We start from the raw sequence: 18209 nt of genomic DNA, 5'->3' as shown, positions 1-18209 counted from the left end.
AGAAAACTCCACATGCCTATCGGGAGGGCCCATGAGCATCTTCGCCGTCGATTATCTCTACGACGCCACCCGCACCGCCGAGATGGACGAGCTGCGTCCGGCGCATCGGCGCTATCTTCGAGCGGCGGGCGAGCGCGGCGTCGTTGTGCTCGCCGGCCCCTCTCCCCTGGGTCCCGACACCCCCGCGGCCATTATCTTTGTACGTGCCGAGAATGCCGAGCAGGCGCTGCGCGAGCTCGACGGCGATCCCTTCTTCACGGCCGGCCTCATCACCGAGCGTCGCGCCCGCGACTACACCGTCGTCGTCGGCGGATTTGCCAGCTAGTGTCCGCCTCGCGACTGCGTGATCTCGCTGATCCGTTCATCATCACGCTGCTCCTCATCGTCGCGGCCGGGATTCTTATCCCGGCTCCCGCCGCCCTCATCGGCGCGTTCACGTGGGCCGGCAAGGTCGCCGTCATGGTGCTCTTTCTTGTCTATGGCGCCAGGCTGGCCACCCGCGACGTCGTTGAGGGGCTGACGAACCTGCGCCTCCAGGGTGCCGTGGCCGCGGCGACGTTCCTCGTCTTTCCGCTGCTTGGCTGGGCCACCTATGTTCCCCACAAGCTCGTCCTCGGCCCGATGTTCGCGCTCGGCACGCTCTACCTCACCTTGCTGCCCTCAACGGTACAGTCCTCGGTGTCGTTTACGTCGATAGCGCGTGGAAACATCGCCGGAGCCGTGTGCTCGGCGACCGTGTCGAACATCGCCGGGGTCGTCCTCACCCCCGCGCTCGTCTACCTCATCATGGGGCGCGCCTCGGGCGTCGATCCCTCGCGGATCCTCAACGTCGTCGCCCAGCTATTGGTCCCCTTCGTCATCGGCCAGCTGCTTCAGCCGCGCGTCGGTGACTGGGTGCGGTCGAAACGCTGGCTGACGAAGGGTGTCGACCACGGCACGATCCTCCTCGTCGTCGCCTCTGCCGTGTGTGGCGCGACAGCTCAGGGACTGTGGCACACGGTGACGTGGGCGCAGGTCCTCGGGCTACTCGCGTCCTCGGCGATCATCCTCGCCATCATGTTGGCGCTGACGTGGTGGGGTGGCAAGGTGCTTGGCCTCAATCGCGGCGACCGCATCGTCCTGCTCATGTGCGGGTCAAAGAAATCGCTGGCGACGGGCCTGCCGATGGCCTCGATCATCTTCCCGGCGACGACGCTGGCAGCGGTGACCGTACCCGTCATCGTCTTTCACCAGCTCCAGCTGGTCGTGCGCCATCCTGGCTCGCCGCCTCGCGCGCGCCGGCTAGGCGGCGTCTGCTCCACCGAGTCGCTCGCGTCGACGCGAGACAGCCAGTGATACGACTGTCGTCCCCATCAGGACCACGAGGATGTAGGCGAGCGACACCCCGATGGACGGCTCCCAGATGCCCTCGACGTGGCGACCGCCGTTGATGAAGGGCAAATTATTCTCGGCGATCGCGTGCAGGATGAGCTTGATGCCGATGAAACCGAGGATGAGCGCCAGTCCGTAGTTGAGGAAGATGAGCTTTTCCAGCAGGCCGTCGATGAGGAAATACAGCTGACGTAGCCCCAGCAACGAAAATGCCGTCGCGGAAAAGACGATGAACGGCTCGCGCGTCAGCCCAAAGATCGCCGGGATCGAGTCGACGGCGAACATGATGTCGGCCGAGCCGAGCGCCACCATGACGACGAGCATCGGGGTGATGAACGTCTTGCCGCGGTGGCGCACGAGCAGCCGCCCGCCGACGAAGCCGTCGGTCATGGGAAAGACTCGTCGCACGACGCGCGTCAAGCGATTCTCCTGGTAACTGTCGTCCTCGTCCTCACTCTGGCGCACCTGCGATATCGCCGTGTAGATGAGGAAGGCACCGAAGATGTAGAAGATCCACGCGAACCGGTTGACGAGCGTCGCCCCGATCATGATGAAGGCGAAGCGGAAGACGAGGGCGAGGATGATGCCACCGAGCAGCACCTCTTGCTGATAGGCGCGCGGAACCCGGAAGGCGCCGATGATGATGATGAAAACGAACAGATTATCCAGGGACAGCGACCATTCGGTCACCCAGCCGGCCCAGTATTCACTGGCGTAATTCAGGCCCCACAGCCACCACACTCCGAAGCCGTAGGCAACGGCCAGGGCGACATATGCCGCCGACCAACGCGCGGCTTCCTTGAGCGTCGGTTCGTGAGCGGCCTTGACGTGGCCGATAAAGTCGATTGCCAGCAGTGCGACGACGAGGACCGTTAAACCGATCCAGGCAGAGATATGGACATCCACGAGCGGTCTCCTCCGGCTCTTTCCGTACAGGTCAGGGCGCGAGGTCTCAATCCGCCGCTGGGGCCACCTGACCGAGCGCTGCGGCGCCGTGATGACGACCAGGTTGTTTACGGGTTTACTCCCCTCTGCCCGCCCAGTTTACTCAGCGCCCGCGCGAGCCTCCAACGCCCCACGGGTGTCGTCGCTTACACGGGTGGAACTGTAGAAGTGACGCGACCACACCCACCCGATGACTCCGATGAGGATGGCACCGGCCGCAACGAGGCCGCTCACGAGCTCCCAGTGGCCGGTGCTCAACCACCGCAGCGCGAAGAAGTGGCGCGCGAGCGGGATCAGGGTGATGAGGACAACGCACGCCCCCATCGCGGCAACGAGGATCCCTCGCCACGACACGAGCGGACGCGAGAGCACCGCCAGAAGGGCGAGCGAGCATCCGGTGATCGTCAGGGTGCACAGGGTCTGTGGAACCCGATTCGCCTCGTCCAGATGTGTGAGATAGACCCCGAGTCCGAGCGCGGCGATGATGAGGCCGCACGGACCAACCAGGGTGAAGACGCGGCGCAGGAAGCCCGGGCGGTAACGCGATCGCGATGGTGCCAGCGCCAAGACGAATGCGGGAACGCCGATCGTGAAGACGCCGATGAGGGTGAGGTGGCGCGGCAAGAAGGGATAGTTGACCGCGCTCAGCGAGACGACCATGGCGATGAGGAAGGCCCACAGGGTCTTGGCGAGGAACAGCGTCGAGACCCGCTCCATGTTGCCGAGCACACGACGCCCCTCGTCGACGACGGCGGGCAGGCGGGAGAACTCCGAGTCGAGGAGGACGACCTTTGCCGCGGCCTTCGTCGCCTGCGCGCCCGACCCCATGGCAATCCCGAGGTCGGCGTCCTTGAGGGCGAGGGCATCGTTGACGCCGTCTCCCGTCATCGCCACCGTGTGACCGCTGCGCTGGAAGGCGTGGACGAGCGCGCGCTTTTGTTCCGGCGTGACCCGGGCGAAAATCCGGTACCTGTCGACGGCTTCGTCGAACGCCGGATCGCCGGCCGGCGGAGCCTCACGGGTGCGGCGCCGATGGTGGCGCTCGGCGACGGTGGAAGGCGGGGTCGGCAGCGTGCGCGCGTCGCACACCTCATCGCGCTCCACCGAGACACGGGCGTGGCGGGCCACCGTGAAGACCGTCTCGGGGGCATCGCCGGAGATGATGCGGACGTCGACGCCTTGGCGCTCGAAATACGTCAGCGTTTCCTCGGCGTCGGGGCGAATCTCCTCGAAGAACGCCAACACAAAGCGACCGTGAAGGCCACTCGGCAGGCTCGTGGCATCGGCAGCGATGGGCTCCGGGGTCGACGCAACGGCGACGGCGCGCCATCCGGCCGCGAGGTAGTGATCGGTCGTCTCGCGCATGTCGACGGGATTGTCGCACGCCTCGATGATGATCTCGGGCGCGCCCATGACCCACGTCGTCTGGTCTGCTCGCGCGGCAGACCACTTCGTCCGCGACGAAAAGGGCACCCGCACGTCGGGTTCGGCGACCGGGCGGTCGAGGGCGTCGGCCAGAGCCACGGCCGTCGCATTCGTCCGGTCGGCGCTGAGTAACGCGAGCCCGTCGAGGAGATCGTCGTCGAACATCGAAAAAGCCCCGTGCTCGTAGCCACCGGGCAGGTCACCGCCGCTGCACGTCATGAGACCGGTCGTGATTGTGCCTGTCTTGTCCAGACACAGGACGTCGACGCGCGCGAGCACCTCGACCGCCGGCAGTTCCTGGACGAGAACCTTGCGGCGGGCGAGCTTGAGCGCCGCCGTCGCGAAGTTCACCGAGGTCAACAAGACAAGCCCCTGCGGGATCATCCCCACCAGGGCAGCGACGATGGCGACGACCGCGGTGCGCCACTGCCCGGAGGATATGACGCCGGCGAGGCCGTGCGACCAGTCGATCTGCGAGGCGCCGAGGATGAGGATCATCACGGGCAACACCCACGTGATGATCCGAAGGATCTTGTCGATACCCTCGCTGAGCTCGGAGTGGGCAAGCTGAAACCGCTTGACCTCACTGCTCATCGTGTTCGCCCACGAGTCGGCGCCGACTTTGTCGACGACGACGTGAGCCTGTCCGGCGACCACCGTGGCCCCCGACAGCACGCGGTCGCCGGCCTGCTTGTGGACGGGCACCGATTCGCCGGTGAGAATCGACTCGTCGACTTGCAGCTGAGCCGACGCCTCGACGGTGCCGTCGGCTGGGATTTGGTCGCCCGCACGCACGAGGACCAGGTCGGTGACGACGATGTCGTCGGGCGCCACGGTCGTCTCCGCGCCATCGCGAATGACGGTGATCGGCGAGGCCGACAGGATCGCCAGGCGATCGAGCGTGCGTTTGGCCCGGATCTCGGAGACGATGCCCGTCGCCGCATTGAGGATGAGGACGCCGGCAAAGACGCCGTCTCGCAGCTCGCCGACGGCGACGATGACGACGAGGCACGCACACAAGATGGCGTTGAATAGCGTCAGACAGTTATCGCGAATGATCGCGCCGATCGAGCGCGACGTCGGCGTCGTCACAGCATTGGTTTTGCCCTGTGCGACGAGATCGCGCACCTGCGCCGTCGTCAGCCCGCGCGGGCGAGATGGTGTGGTGACCTCGCTCATCTAGTGTGCCGCCTTCATCGCTCGCAGTTCCTTCTTCAGGTCGGCGACCTCGTCGCGCAGACGCGCGGCGAGCTCGAATTCGAGGTTGTCGGCCGCACTCATCATCTGTGCCGACAGCTCCTCGATGAGGCCCGCGAGGTCGCCCTCGGCCGAGATCGCCAGCTGTTCGCGTATGCTCGCCGCCGCTCCCTCGCGCTGGCGTCGATCGGGACCCGTGCCGGCACCGCGATAGCCGGAAGCAAGCAGCTCCTCGGTATCGACTTCCTCTCGTGCCAGCATGTCGGTGACGTCGGCAATCTTCTTGCGCAGCGGCTGGGGATCGATGCCGTGTTCGGTGTTGTAGGCGATCTGCTTGGCGCGGCGCCTCTCGGTCTCGTCGATCGCCGCCCTCATGGAGTCGGTCAGCGAGTCGGCATACATGTGAACCTCGCCCGAGACGTTGCGCGCGGCGCGTCCGATCGTCTGGATCAGCGACGTCGTCGAGCGCAAGAAGCCTTCCTTGTCGGCGTCGAGGATGGCGACGAGCGAGACCTCGGGCAGATCCAGGCCCTCGCGCAACAGGTTGATGCCGACGAGGACGTCGAAGCGCCCCAGCCGCAGCTCGCGCAGCAGTTCGACGCGACGCAGCGTATCGACGTCGGAGTGGAGATACTCCACGCGGACGGAGCGCTCGGCGAGGTAGGTCGTCAGATCCTCGGCCATCTTCTTCGTCAGCGTCGTCACGAGCACGCGCTCGTTCTTGTCCGTGCGAGAGCGGATCTCGCCGAGGAGATCGTCGATCTGGCCCTCGGTCGGCTTGACGATGACCTTGGGGTCGACGAGACCCGTCGGGCGAATGATCTGCTCGACGACGCCGTCGCCGCGCTCGCGCTCGAACGGCCCGGGCGTGGCCGACAGGTAGACGGTCTGCCCGATCCGGTCTTGGAATTCGTCGAACGTCAGCGGTCGGTTATCCATCGCCGAGGGCAGACGGAACCCGTGGTCGACGAGGGTGCGTTTGCGCGACATGTCGCCCTCGAACATGCCGCCGATCTGGGGAACCGTCACGTGGGATTCATCGATGATGAGCAAGAAGTCATCGGGGAAGTAGTCGAGCAGCGTGTGGGGCGGTGTCCCCGGTCCGCGCCCGTCGATGTGGCGCGAGTAGTTCTCGATGCCCGAGCACGTGCCGATTTCCTTCATCATCTCCAGGTCGTAGGTCGTGCGCATCCGCAGACGCTGCTCCTCGAGAAGCTTGCCCTCGGCGGTGAATTCGGCCAGCCGCTCCCCCAGCTCGGCCTCGATCGAGTCGATGGCGCGCTGCATCCGCTCAGGCCCGGCCACGTAGTGCGAGGCCGGAAACAGATAGACGTGGTCTTCGGTAGCAACGACCGTGCCCGTCACGGGATGCAGGGTTGCCAGCCCGTCGATCTCGTCGCCGAACATCTCGATGCGGATCGCGAGTTCCTCGTAGACCGGAATGATCTCGATCGTGTCCCCGCGCACCCGAAACGTTCCGCGCTCGAAGGCGACGTCGTTTCGGGTGTACTGCATCTCGACGAAACGCCGCAACAGCTCATCGCGATCGATGGTCATGCCGACCTCGAGGGGCACCATGCGTTCGACGTATTCTTCGGGCGTGCCCAGGCCATAGATGCACGACACGGTGGAGACGACGATGACGTCGCGACGCGTCAGCAGCGAATTCGTCGCGGAGTGGCGCAGCCGCTCCACCTCGTCGTTAATCGAGGAATCTTTCTCGATGTAGGTATCCGTCTGGGGGACGTAGGCTTCGGGCTGGTAGTAGTCGTAGTAGCTGACGAAGTATTCGACCGCGTTGTGGGGAAAGAGTTCGCGCAGTTCCGCGGCCATCTGGGCAGCCAGCGTCTTATTCGGCTCCATGACGAGGCAGGGGCGTTGGACCTTCTCGACCAGCCAGGCCGCCGTCGCCGACTTTCCCGTGCCCGTTGCCCCCATGAGGACGACGTCGGTCTCTCCCCCGTTGATCCGTTTCGCCAACTCGGCGATCGCGTGGGGCTGATCGCCCGACGGGGTGTATTCCGAGACGACGCTAAAGGGGGCATCCTGCCGAAGCAGCGGCACAGAGGTCATGGGTTCAGGCTAGTTGTCTCGACCCGTCAGAGCGAGCAGAGCCGGCCACAGCTCGCCCCTGACCGCCTCGGCGGTGTCGGCGGGCCTCCCCGTGTTGGTGACGATGGCGTGAGCACTGCGCTCACGTTCGGCGTCGCTGGCTTGAACGGCAATCCGCGCCATCGCATCCGCCGTCGTCATCTGTCGATCGCGGCGAAGCCGCTCGAGCCGCGTCGCGATATCGGCCCATACGACGACGATGGCGTCGAAATAGTCTTCGGCCCCGGTCTCGACGAGCAGCGGGATGTCGTAGACCGCGATGGATCCGGCCTCCGCCCGCGCAAAGAAATCATGAGCCTCGCGGGCGATGAGCGGGTGGATGAGCCTCTCGAGGTCGGTGCGCGCACGATCGTCACGGAAGACAACGCCGGCCAGGCGAGCCCGATCGACCGAACCGTCCTCGGCGATGACGTCGTCACCGAAACGGGCGCGAATCGGCTCAACCGCGGCTCCGCCGGGACCTTGGAGGTCGCGAGCGATATCGTCCGATGAGATGACCGAGGCACCCAGGTCGGCGAGCGCTCGGGTGACCGTCGTCTTGCCGGCCCCGATGCCGCCGGTCACGCCAACGCGCACCGCCCGACTTGGACCCACGTAGTGGAACGGTGTGACGAATCGGATCGGCAGGCCGCTCACTCGCCCTCCCCTTCTCCTCGATCTCTCGGCGTCTTTTGCCACACTAGCGAATCACACGAGAAGCAGCTGCGGGACGCTCCCACATGACGTGCCCACATCGTCTTCCTATACTGGCAGATGGTGCCCACTTTCGGGCACGTGTTGTTGTTCCCAATCTCGGAAAAGTATGGTTTCTCAGTCATCGACCACCCCATCGTCCGATGCATCCGCGGCGCCCGTCATCGACAAGGCTCCGCCCGAACCCCGTGAGGTTCCCGACAGCCAAGCCGATTCCACGCCGCCGGCGGGTCTCGTCGTTCGGCGAGCGGTGTTCTGGCCTTCGGTCATCATCCTTGTTGCCCTCGTCGTCCTGGCGATCACCGTGCCTCATCAGCTTCACGACGTGTTGTCGTGGCTATCGGCACGGGTGACGAACAATCTGTCGTGGTACTACGTCCTCATCGCGTCGGGGTTCGTCGTCTTCGCCCTCGGCGTCGCGTTCTCGCGCCTGGGCGATCTCAAGCTCGGCCGCGACGACGAGGACCCCGAATACTCGACGGCGTCGTGGTTCGCCATGCTCTTTGCCGCCGGCATGGGGATCGGGCTGGTGTTTTACGGTGCCGCCGAGCCCCTGTCGCACTTCGCTAACCCCCGTCCGGGCCTATCGGGTTCCGATGCGACGCTGGCGCGCGACGCCATGGGGTCGACGTTCCTCCACTGGGGCCTGCATCCGTGGTCGATCTACGTCGTCGTTGGCCTGGCGGTTGCCTATTCCTCGTTCCGTCGCGGCCGACCGATGTCGCTGCGGTGGAGCCTCGAGCCGCTGTTCGGCGAACGCGTGACCGGCAAGCTCGGCGACACGATCGACGGCGTCGCCATCGTCGGGACGCTGCTCGGCATCGCGACGTCGCTGGGCTTCGGCGTCGTCCAGGTTGCCGCGGGCACCGAGTTCCTCGGCGGTCCGCACGCGACCAAGGGAATGCTCATCGCGCTCGTTGTCGTCATCTCGACGATCGCCGGCATCTCGGCCGTCTCCGGAATCGGCCGCGGGATTCAGTGGCTGTCCTCGATCAACCTCATCCTCGCGGTGCTTCTTGCGCTGGCAATCCTCGCGCTTGGCAACACGACATTCATGCTGTCCGAGTACGTCTCGGGACTCGGAGCCTACCTCGGCGACTTCATCAACCGCTCGCTGCGGACGCTACCCTTCCAGGGTCCCGACGGCACCCAGTGGCTGTCGTCGTGGACGACCTACTACTGGGGCTGGTGGATCTCCTGGTCCCCCTTCGTCGGCATCTTCATCGCGCGGATCTCGCGCGGGCGCACGGTGCGCGAGTTCATCGTCGGCGTCGTCGCCGTGCCCGTCCTCGTGACGACCGCGTGGTTTGCGATTCTCGGTGGCAACGCGCTCTACCAGGTCATGTTTGCCGGAAAGAAGCTCATCGGTCCCGACGGAACCGTCAACACCGATACCGTGCTTTTCCAGTCGTTCTCGCATATGCCCGCCGGCGCGCTGCTGTCGGGGCTGGCGATGATCATCGTCGTCATCTTCTTCATCACGTCCTCCGACTCAGGCTCCTTCGTCATGTCGATGCTCTCGGCCGGAGGCAACCCCGACCCCGCCGTTCGGGTCCGCCTGACGTGGGCCGTCCTCACGGGCGCGGTGACGGCTGCCATGATGTCGACCGGCGAATCATCGACGGCGTTGGCGGCCTTGCAGTCGCTCGCGATCCTCGTCGCACTGCCGTTCTCGGTCATCATGATCGGTATGTGCCAGTCGATGATCCGCGCCATGCGTCACGATCACTGGGCCCTCGAACGCGAGAAGCAGCGAGCCATCCGCGAAATGCTCGTGACGAAAGTCAAGGACGAACTCGATCAGGGCGACGACGGCGAGGCCCAGCCGATTCCCGTCATGCCCAGCGGTGACCGCACCCAGCAGGTGCTGAAGGACGCCAAGCGATTCTTCACGATGAACCGCGCTGATCGCCGCGTCCCCCGCGCGGTCGCAACCAGCCAGGTTCATGGTCGCGCCGCCTACCGCGGGCCGAATGCTCCGGCCGCGCCGCCGCCGCGAGACCAGATCGACCCGAGCTAGGTCCGATCCACCCATACGCCAGAGGGAGGCTCCGACAGAACGCCGGGGCCTCCCTCGTGTTATATGGAATGCGGGGCTAACGCGAGGTGCCTCGCGCTCCCTCCGCCGTCGCGGCGATGGGGCGCAGGGCGCAGGTGTGCTGCCCACTCGACGTGACAACGCCGTCGTCGCGGTAGACGCACAGCTGGTAGGACGCGAAGCTGCGAGTGAGGCTGACGCGACGGGCGACGCACCAGATCCGTCCTTCGGCAACGCCGCGGTGATGGTGCATCGCAATGTCCAGGCCCAGCGCCGTCCAACCCTCGGGGGCTCCGACCCACGCGGCGAACGAGCCCGTTGTCTCACCGAGAACGGCGTTGATTCCCCCGTGGAGAATTCCCATATGTTGTTCGTTGCCGGCAACGGGCATCGAGCAAATCATGCGCTCGGCGTCGATGACGTGGATGCGCAGACCGAGGTCCGTCGCGACGTTACCCTCGGCCCAGGGAAACTCACTCGATCGATCGGGCAGGCTCTGGAACCACTCACCGCGCTCGGCGTCGCTCACGCACGACGATGTCATGCGATCGATGGTCTCTCGCAGCTCCTCAGCGCTGTTCGTCGTGGCCGGGCTCGTCGTCATACCTGTGTCCTCTCTTCCGCATCGGGTCGTGCACGCGCTACGCGCCGACCTCTCTATCTATGCCCAAGATACGCTGTGGCCCCGCACCGGAGTGCGGGGCCACAGCCTAGCGATTATTCACTCCGCCGATCACCGCAGTGTGCCTAAACAGGCCGCGGTGTCGGGGACTCAGCGATCGCTGGTGAGCTTCTCGCGGAGCGCAGCGAGCGCCTCATCCGAGGCGAGCGTGCCGGCGGAGTCGGCCGTCTCGGTCGAGTAGGAGGCGTCCTGAGCCGGGTCGACAACCAGGGCGTCGCGGTCGGCCTCGAGAGCACGCGCAGCCTGCTCCTTGTGCGCCTTCCAGCGGGCCTCGGCCTGGGCGTACTGCTGCTCCCACGCCTCGCGCTGAGCCTCGTAACCTTCCATCCACTCGTTGGTCGCGGGATCGAAGCCCTCGGGGTACTTGTAGTTGCCCTCGTCGTCGTATTCGGCCGTCATGCCGTACAGCGACGGGTCGAACTCCTGAGCGTTCGGGTCGACGCCGTCGTTCGCCTGCTTGAGCGAGAGCGAGATGCGGCGGCGATCCAGGTCGATGTCGATGACCTTGACGAAGATCTCTTCGCCCATCTTGACGACCTGCTCGGGAACGTCGATGTGACGCTGAGCCAGCTCGGAGATGTGGACGAGGCCTTCGATGCCGTCCTCGACGCGGACGAACGCGCCGAAGGGAACGAGCTTCGTCACGCGACCGGGAACGACCTGGCCGATGGCGTGGGTGCGGGCGAAGACCTGCCACGGGTCTTCCTGCGTCGCCTTGAGCGAGAGCGACACGCGCTCGCGATCCATGTCGACGTCGAGAACCTCGACCGTGACCTCCTGGCCGACCTCAACGACCTCGGAGGGGTGATCGATGTGCTTCCACGACAGTTCGGAGACGTGAACGAGGCCGTCGACACCACCAAGGTCGACGAACGCGCCGAAGTTGACGATCGACGAGACAACGCCGGAACGGATCTGGCCCTTCTGCAAGGTGTTGAGGAACTGCGAGCGGACCTCAGCCTGCGTCTGCTCGAGCCAGGCACGGCGCGACAGAACGACGTTGTTGCGGTTCTTGTCCAGCTCGATGATCTTGGCCTCGAGCTGACGACCGATGTAAGGCTGCAGGTCGCGCACGCGACGCATCTCGACGAGCGAAGCGGGCAGGAAGCCGCGCAGGCCGATATCGAGGATGAGGCCACCCTTGACGACCTCGATCACCGTGCCGGTGACGACGCCATCCGACTCCTTGATCCGCTCGATGTCGCCCCAGGCGCGCTCGTACTGAGCACGCTTCTTCGACAGCATGAGGCGGCCTTCTTTGTCTTCCTTCTGGAGGACAAGCGCCTCGATCTGGTCGCCGACGTTGACGACGTCATCGGGGTTGACGTCGTGCTTGATGGACAGCTCGCGAGAGAGGATCACGCCCTCGGTCTTGTAGCCGATGTCGAGCAGGACCTCGTCGCGGTCGACGCGAACAACGGTGCCCTCGACGATGTCGCCATCGTTGAAGTACTTAATCGTGGAATCGATGGCAGCGAGCAGGTCGTCTTTCGACCCGATGTCGTTCACCGCAACCTGATCCAGGTGCTCAGTGGAGGTGGTCATGTATTGGAGTCTCCGAAACGGACTATGGTAGACGGACAGTTTCAGCGGTTAGGCGCCTATGGCCCAACCGCTACACAGTCTAGCAAACCCCGCCAAGACGCCAAATGTCGCGCCGCGGCAGCGACGCACACGATCGAGGAGGAGCCCCATGCGCCACGCACTCATTACCGGAGCCACCCGCGGCATCGGCCGCGCCATTGCCGAGGCTCTGAGCCCCACCTATCACCTCTACATTGGTGGCACCGCCGCGTCATCATGCGAAAAGGTCGCGGCCGCCTATCCGCACGCGACGCCGTGGCCGGTCAATCTCACCGACCTCGACGCCGTGACGGAGGCGGCTGCGGCCATTGACGAGCTCGACGTCCTCATCCACTCAGCGGGCATCGCCCCGCTCGGCAACGTGGCCAACACCACGTCCGATCATTGGCGTGAGGTCTTCGAGGTCAACGTCTTCGCCCCGGTCCACCTCACCCAGGCGCTGCTGCCCGCGCTGCGTCGCAGCCACGGGCAGGTACTCACGCTCAACTCGGGGGCCGGCTTCCACTCGATGCCCGGCGGCGCGGCCTACGCGGCGTCGAAGTTTGCTCTGCGCGCCTTCACCGACGCCCTGCGCGAAGAAGAACGCGAACACATCCGCGTTATCTCCATTCACCCCGGGCGTGTCGACACCGACATGCAGGTCGCCATGCAAAACGCTGGACCCGACTACGACGGCACCCGCTATGTCGACCCCGCTTCTGTCGCCCAGGCGTGCGCGTTCGCGCTCAGCATCGGCGAGGATGCGACGGTGGAATCGCTCGAGATTCGTCCGCGATTCACCCACTAAGTCCGCTAGTGGGCCGCCTCGCGCCACGTCGCCCCGTAGCCCACCGATACGTCGAGGCTAACGTCGAGGCTCGCGGCAGTGGCCATGTTGTGGCGCAACAACTCCTCGAGCTGGTCGCGCTCGCCCGGGGCGACCTCGACGATGAGTTCGTCGTGGACCTGGAGCAGCAACCGCGATCGCAAGCCTGCCTCGCGCATCGCCGCGTCGACCATAATCATCGCCGACTTGATGATGTCGGCGGCCGAACCTTGAATGGGGGCGTTCAGCGCGGCCCGCTCGGCGGCCTGTTGTTCGGTGCGCGAGAGCGAGGCGAGGTTCATGAGGTAGCGGCGACGTCCGAGGATCGTCTCGGTGTAGCCCGTCTTGCGGGCGCGGGCCACGAGGGACTCCAAGTAGTCGCGAATTCCCCCGAAACGCGAGAAGTAGGCGTCGCGCAGGTGGCGCGCCTCGGCCTGCGAGATGTCGAGCTGACGCGACAGTCCGAAGACCGACAGCCCGTAGGCCAGCCCGTACGACGTCGCCTTGATCTTCGACCGCTGTTCCGGGGTCACTTCCTCGGGGGCGACGCCGAACACCATCGCCGCCATCGTCTGGTGCAGGTCCTCGCCACTGCTAAACGCGGCAATGAGTCCGGGATCTTGCGATAGGGCCGCCATGACGCGCATCTCGATCTGGGAGTAGTCGGCGGTCATGAGGCCGTCGTAGCCCTCCCCCGCGACGAACACCTCGCGAATCGCCATGCCGGTGGGCGTGCGCGCGGGGATGTTTTGCAGATTGGGGTGAATTGACGACAGCCGCCCTGTGGTCGTCTTCGTCTGGAGGAATTCCGTGTGAATCCGCCCGTCGGGCTGGACGTGTTTGGCCAGCGACTCGACGACCTGGAGCAGCTTGATCTTGTCGCGGTGTTCGAGCAGATACGCCAGGAACGGGTGCTGGGTGGACACGTAGAGCTGCTGCAACGCCTCGGCGTTGGTCGTGTACCCGCGCTTTGTCTTGCGCGTCGGTGGCATCTTGAGCTGCTCGAACAAGACCTCCTGGAGCTGCTTCGGGCTGGACAGGTTGAGGTCGGGGCGCTCGACGACGGCGCACGCCTGTTCGCGTGCCCGCTCGACCTGGTGGGTGAGGTCACCGATCAGCGCCTCCAGCCGCTCCTCGTCGACGGTGATGCCCGCGTCCTCCATGCGCGCAAGGATCGGCGTAACCGGCTGCTCGAGCACCCGGACGAGATCGAGTTGCTTGGCCTGCTCGAGGCGCTCGACGAGAACGGGAACGAGGTCGGCGACGACCTGGGCCCGCCACGCTGACGGCGCGGCCTCGTCACCGAAGAGGGTGCCGGCGTCGGCGTCCGAGGGCGCGGTGCGCCCGAGGTATTCACGCGCCAACGATTCGACGTCGTAGTCCGTGGCCGCCGGCGCGAGCACGTGGGCGCACAGGGCGACGTCGGTGCCCGGTGACTGCGCCTCGATCCCGGCGCCGCGCAGCGCGTGCCACGCTGCCTTGAAGTCGGCGTAGGCCAGCCGATCAGCGTATTCGGCCAGAAGCTGGCGCAGCTGGGTGACGATGGCCTCGTCACCGCGCAGCTCAACCGTGACGGCCTCGGTGCCGCGGGCGAGGCTGACGATGTCGGCATCGCCGCGTCCCGGGCTCGTTCGCCCGACGACGTCGACACCGATCGTCGCGTCGTCGCTGCCCGCCCACGCGAGCAGACCGCCCGACAGGCTGTCGGCGTCAACGATGCTCAGGCGTCGCTCCTCGACCTCGCGCTCACCGCGTGCGTGGAGGGGACGAATCTGGTCGAGGGCGTGCCAGACCTGGGTGCGCAGCGACGTGAATTCCAGGTCGTCGCACAGTTCCTCCCACGCCTGGAGATTGCCCGCGCCGACCTCGAGATCGCCGACGGCGACCGGCAGATCGAGGTCGCGACGTAGCTCGTTGAGCTGCAAGTTACGACGCACGAGGTCGACGCTTTCGCGCAGCGCCTGGCCCCGCTTGCCCCGGATCTCGTCGGCGTGGTCGAGCAGGTTGTCGATCGTGTCGTACTCGTTGATGAGCTTCGCCGCCGTCACCTTGCCGATCCCGGGCACGCCGGGGATGTTGTCGGCCCCTTCGCCGACGAGGGCGGCAACCGCGCGATAGCGATCGGGACTCACCCCGGTCTTTTCGCGGATCTCTTGCGGCGAAAATTCGTTGAGCTTCTGCGTCGAGGAGCCCGGCGACAACACGTGGACCTGATCGGTGACGAGCTGGTACATGTCGCGGTCGCTGGAGACGATGAGGACATCCCGCCCGTCCTCTTCGCCGTGGCGCGCCAGGGTCGCGACGATGTCGTCGGCCTCGAAACCCGGCTTCGTCAGGGACCGGATACCGAGCAAACCCAATGCCTGCTGGATGATCTCGATCTGACCGGGCAGAGACTCGGGCGTCTCGCGCCGACCATCCTTGTACTCGGGGTACAGCTCCTTGCGAAACGTCGGCGTCGACGTGTCGAAGGCGACGGCGACGCCCCCGGGCTCGTAGTCGTTGACGAGCCGCATGAGCATGCGACAAAACACGAACACGGCATTCGTCATCTGACCCGTCGACGTTTGAAAGTCTTCGGGCGAGCGCATCGCATAGTAGGCACGAAACGCCAGCGAATGGCCGTCGATGAGGAGCAGGCGCGAAGAGGTCATGCCCCCACTGTAGTGGCGCACATATGCCAACGCCGCGCCGGATACACATCACCGGCGCGGCGCGAAGCTGCGGCTACTTGTTGCCGACCTGTTCGATGACGGCCTGAGCGACCTCGCGCATGGACAGACGCCGATTCATCGAGGTCTTCTGGATCCACCGGAACGCCTCGGGCTCGGTCATATCCATGTTCTCCATGAGCAGCCCCTTGGCGCGGTCGACGGCCTTGCGGGTCTCGAGGCGCTCGGAGATGTCAGCGATCTCGTCTTCCAGCGCCTGAATCTCCTGCGAACGCGACACCGCGATTTCGACGGCGGGCAGCAGGTCGTTGGGGGTGAAGGGCTTGACGACGTAGGCCATCGCCCCGGCGTCTCGGGCACGCTCGACGAGTTCGCGCTGTGAGAACGCCGTCAACATGACGACCGCGCACGGCAGCGATTCGGTGATCTGCTCGGCCGCCTCGATGCCATCCATCTTCGGCATCTTGACGTCCATGACGCACAGGTCGGGCTCGAGTTCGCGGGCCTTTTCGACGGCGGCTTCGCCGTCGCCCACCTCGGCGACGACGTCATAACCGGCTTCCGTCAGCGTCTCGACGATGTCGAGACGAATGAGGGTCTCGTCTTCGGCGACGAGGACGGTGCGCTGGTCGCGCACCTCAGGAGTTTCATCTGATTTCGAAGTTGTCACGGGATTATTCTATAATGGCTCGCGGACCTTGTGTCTGCCCCGATAGCCCAACTGGCAGAGGCGGTCGGCTCAAACCCGGCTTGTTGTGGGTTCGAATCCCACTCGGGGTACGCATCTCTAGCGCGCGTCACGGCAGGTGGCGCGCGCTTTTCGTTGTCCGCGCCGAACCGTGAACGCTGTGAAAAGGCGAAGTCCCCAGGAAGCTCGCACTTCCTGGGGACGGCGTCTCACGGGCGCTTTAGACAGCCGCGGGGCGAATGGATACGCCCAACACGTCCTGTGCCCAGCGCCGCTCTCCCTCGCTGGCCGATCCCAGCGCGCTCAGGGCGCGGGCGACTCGCGAGTTGTGGGCAACATCGGCAAACCACGGACGCACGGCCTCGGGGATCGAGGCGGCGAACACGTTGTTCGCCTGACGTCCGGTTCCGGATTCTTCCACGTTGAAAAGTGTCATGAGATACTCCTTCTTCTTCCTTCTGCGGGGTAGACACGCGGTGTGCCTGGCAGCCCCATCGGCCTTGCGGCCGGCCCCACGTTACCACGGGGGCCATGCGCTAGCGCGCTGACGCGCACTAGTAGACGGACCGATAGTCCATCTCCTCCCCAACCTTGTGGATGCGCAGGGAGTTCGTCGACCCCGCCGTCCCCGGAGGCATGCCGCCGAGAATGACGATCTGGTCGCCGGCCTCGGCCAAGTGCGAGGCCTGCAACAGCTGGTCGACCTGCCACACCATGTCGTCGGTGTGGCGCACCTCGGGAACCCGATACGTCGTCACGCCCCACGTCACCGCCAGGCGCGAGCGCGTCGACTCCAGCGGGGTGAACGCGAGGATGGGAATCGGCGAGCGCAGCCGCGCCATCTTGCGCGCCGTGTCGCCGGACTGGGTGAAGGTCACGAGGTACTTGAGGTCGAGGGTCTCGGCGACCTCGTTCGCGGCCTTCGTCAACACGCCCGCCGGGGTGAGCGCGTATTCCCCGCTCAACGGGGCAATGCGCTCGCCGCCGTTGACCTCGACGTTTTCGACGATGCGCGACATCGTGCGCACGGCCTCAATGGGGAACTGCCCGACCGAGGTCTCGCCCGAGAGCATGACGGCATCGGCCCCATCGAGGATGGCGTTGGCGCAGTCGGATGCCTCGGCGCGCGTGGGGCGGGGGTTGTGAATCATCGAGTCGAGCACCTGGGTGGCGACGATGACGGGCTTCGACATGCGCCGGCACACCTCGATCGCGTGCTTTTGGACGAGCGGCACCTGTTCGAGCGGCAGCTCGACGCCGAGGTCGCCGCGGGCAACCATGACGCCGTCGAAGGCCTCGATGATCTCCATGAGATTCTCGACCGCCTGGGGCTTCTCGATCTTAGCGATCACCGGGCAGCGGTAGCCTTCTTCCTCCATGATCGCGCGCACGTCCTGGTAGTCCTCGGCGGACCGGACGAACGACAGGGCGATGATGTCGGCGTGATGCTTGAGGGCCCAGCGCAGGTCGTCGCGGTCCTTCTCGCTCAGCGCTGGGACGGACACGGCGACGCCGGGCAGGTTGAGGCCCTTGTGATCCGAAACGATGCCCGGGACCTCGACCGTCGTGACGACGTCGGTATCCGTCACGGACTTCACCCGCACCGCGACGTTGCCGTCGTCGATGAGGAGTCGATCGCCCGGGCGGCAGTCGCCAGGCAGACCGGGGAACGTCGTCCCGACTTCTTCCGCATCGCCGGGGACATCGCGCGTCGTGATCGTGAAGGTGTCGCCCTTGTGGAGGCTCTGCGGGCCCTCGGCAAACGTTCCGAGGCGGATTTTCGGTCCCTGCAAGTCGACGAGAATCGCGACGGCGCGCCGCGAGTCCTGGGCGGCCTTGCGGATCGTCGCGATGACCTTCTCGGATTCTTCTTGCGAGCCGTGTGAGCGGTTGATGCGGGCAACGTCCATGCCGGCGTCAACCAACGCTTGGATCTGTGAGGGAGAATCGGTCGCCGGACCGATTGTGCACACAATTTTTGCTCGTCGCATAACTCG

14 protein-coding genes and 1 tRNA gene are annotated in these 18209 nt (G+C 65.6%); 5 read left to right on the top strand and 10 right to left on the bottom strand.

Annotated features, from left to right (window positions below; all coding sequences use genetic code 11):
* Nucleotides 1-31: 31 nt before the first annotated feature.
* Together H8R18_RS03930 and H8R18_RS03925 are read left to right on the top strand one after the other, a co-directional pair.
* Nucleotides 32-325 carry a YciI family protein gene (locus tag H8R18_RS03930; RefSeq protein WP_191070819.1) on the top strand — a complete coding sequence of 98 codons (294 nt, stop codon included), beginning with the start codon at nucleotides 32-34 and terminating at the stop codon, nucleotides 323-325.
* Nucleotides 325-1335 carry a bile acid:sodium symporter family protein gene (locus H8R18_RS03925; protein WP_194189388.1) on the top strand — a complete coding sequence of 337 codons (1011 nt, stop codon included), beginning with the start codon at nucleotides 325-327 and terminating at the stop codon, nucleotides 1333-1335. Before H8R18_RS03930 ends, H8R18_RS03925 begins: the two co-directional genes overlap by 1 nt.
* On the opposite strand, the gene H8R18_RS03920 is transcribed toward H8R18_RS03925, so the two are convergent.
* From H8R18_RS03920 to coaE, 4 genes are all read right to left on the bottom strand, one after another.
* The gene (locus tag H8R18_RS03920; RefSeq protein WP_191070817.1) at nucleotides 1282-2277 is read right to left on the bottom strand and encodes a TerC/Alx family metal homeostasis membrane protein; all 996 of its coding nucleotides are present in this window, start codon (nucleotides 2275-2277) and stop codon (nucleotides 1282-1284) included. The two genes, H8R18_RS03925 and H8R18_RS03920, sit on opposite strands and share 54 nt — an antisense overlap.
* Nucleotides 2278-2415: 138 nt before the next feature.
* Complete coding sequence (locus H8R18_RS03915) at nucleotides 2416-4920, bottom strand: HAD-IC family P-type ATPase (protein ID WP_191070816.1); 2505 nt, start codon at nucleotides 4918-4920, stop codon at nucleotides 2416-2418.
* Nucleotides 4921-7011, bottom strand: a complete 2091-nt coding sequence (uvrB, locus tag H8R18_RS03910) for an excinuclease ABC subunit UvrB (RefSeq protein ID WP_191070815.1) — start codon at nucleotides 7009-7011, stop codon at nucleotides 4921-4923.
* A 9-nt stretch (nucleotides 7012-7020) separates the two neighbouring features.
* Complete coding sequence (gene coaE / locus H8R18_RS03905) at nucleotides 7021-7686, bottom strand: dephospho-CoA kinase (RefSeq protein WP_191070814.1); 666 nt, start codon at nucleotides 7684-7686, stop codon at nucleotides 7021-7023.
* A gap of 166 nt (nucleotides 7687-7852) precedes the next feature.
* On the opposite strand from coaE, the gene H8R18_RS03900 reads away from it, so the two are divergent.
* A complete protein-coding gene (locus H8R18_RS03900; RefSeq protein WP_191070813.1) occupies nucleotides 7853-9763 on the top strand; it encodes a BCCT family transporter in 1911 nt (636 codons plus the stop codon).
* 76 nt (nucleotides 9764-9839) lie between these two features.
* Here the strand turns inward: H8R18_RS03900 and H8R18_RS03895 are convergent, their stop codons facing one another.
* Nucleotides 9840-10385 carry a PaaI family thioesterase gene (locus tag H8R18_RS03895; protein WP_191070812.1) on the bottom strand — a complete coding sequence of 182 codons (546 nt, stop codon included), beginning with the start codon at nucleotides 10383-10385 and terminating at the stop codon, nucleotides 9840-9842.
* Between the two features lie 168 nt (nucleotides 10386-10553).
* A complete protein-coding gene (rpsA, locus tag H8R18_RS03890) occupies nucleotides 10554-12008 on the bottom strand; it encodes a 30S ribosomal protein S1 (RefSeq protein ID WP_191070811.1) in 1455 nt (484 codons plus the stop codon).
* Between the two features lie 148 nt (nucleotides 12009-12156).
* Between rpsA and H8R18_RS03885 the strand changes: the two genes are divergently transcribed.
* Complete coding sequence (locus H8R18_RS03885) at nucleotides 12157-12834, top strand: SDR family oxidoreductase (RefSeq protein WP_191070810.1); 678 nt, start codon at nucleotides 12157-12159, stop codon at nucleotides 12832-12834.
* 5 nt (nucleotides 12835-12839) lie between these two features.
* Here the strand turns inward: H8R18_RS03885 and polA are convergent, their stop codons facing one another.
* Together polA and H8R18_RS03875 are read right to left on the bottom strand one after the other, a co-directional pair.
* A complete protein-coding gene (polA, locus tag H8R18_RS03880) occupies nucleotides 12840-15506 on the bottom strand; it encodes a DNA polymerase I (protein WP_191070809.1) in 2667 nt (888 codons plus the stop codon).
* 73 nt (nucleotides 15507-15579) lie between these two features.
* On the bottom strand, nucleotides 15580-16194 hold the full coding sequence (locus H8R18_RS03875) for an ANTAR domain-containing response regulator (protein ID WP_227712879.1): 615 nt from the start codon (nucleotides 16192-16194) through the stop codon (nucleotides 15580-15582).
* 36 nt (nucleotides 16195-16230) lie between these two features.
* Here H8R18_RS03875 and H8R18_RS03870 point away from each other — a divergent pair.
* Nucleotides 16231-16304, top strand: a tRNA-Leu gene (locus H8R18_RS03870).
* A gap of 128 nt (nucleotides 16305-16432) precedes the next feature.
* On the opposite strand, the gene H8R18_RS03865 is transcribed toward H8R18_RS03870, so the two are convergent.
* Together H8R18_RS03865 and pyk are read right to left on the bottom strand one after the other, a co-directional pair.
* Nucleotides 16433-16648 carry a hypothetical protein gene (locus tag H8R18_RS03865; RefSeq protein ID WP_191070808.1) on the bottom strand — a complete coding sequence of 72 codons (216 nt, stop codon included), beginning with the start codon at nucleotides 16646-16648 and terminating at the stop codon, nucleotides 16433-16435.
* A 118-nt stretch (nucleotides 16649-16766) separates the two neighbouring features.
* Nucleotides 16767-18203 (bottom strand): pyruvate kinase, encoded by a 1437-nt coding sequence (gene pyk / locus H8R18_RS03860; RefSeq protein ID WP_191070807.1) that lies wholly within the window; start codon nucleotides 18201-18203, stop codon nucleotides 16767-16769.
* Nucleotides 18204-18209: the final 6 nt, after the last annotated feature.

Source organism: Nanchangia anserum, assembly GCF_015240065.1.
GTDB lineage: Bacteria > Actinomycetota > Actinomycetes > Actinomycetales > Actinomycetaceae > Nanchangia > Nanchangia anserum.
Note: the sequence above shows the minus strand (reverse complement) of the source record. Positions and strands in the feature narration are given on the sequence as shown.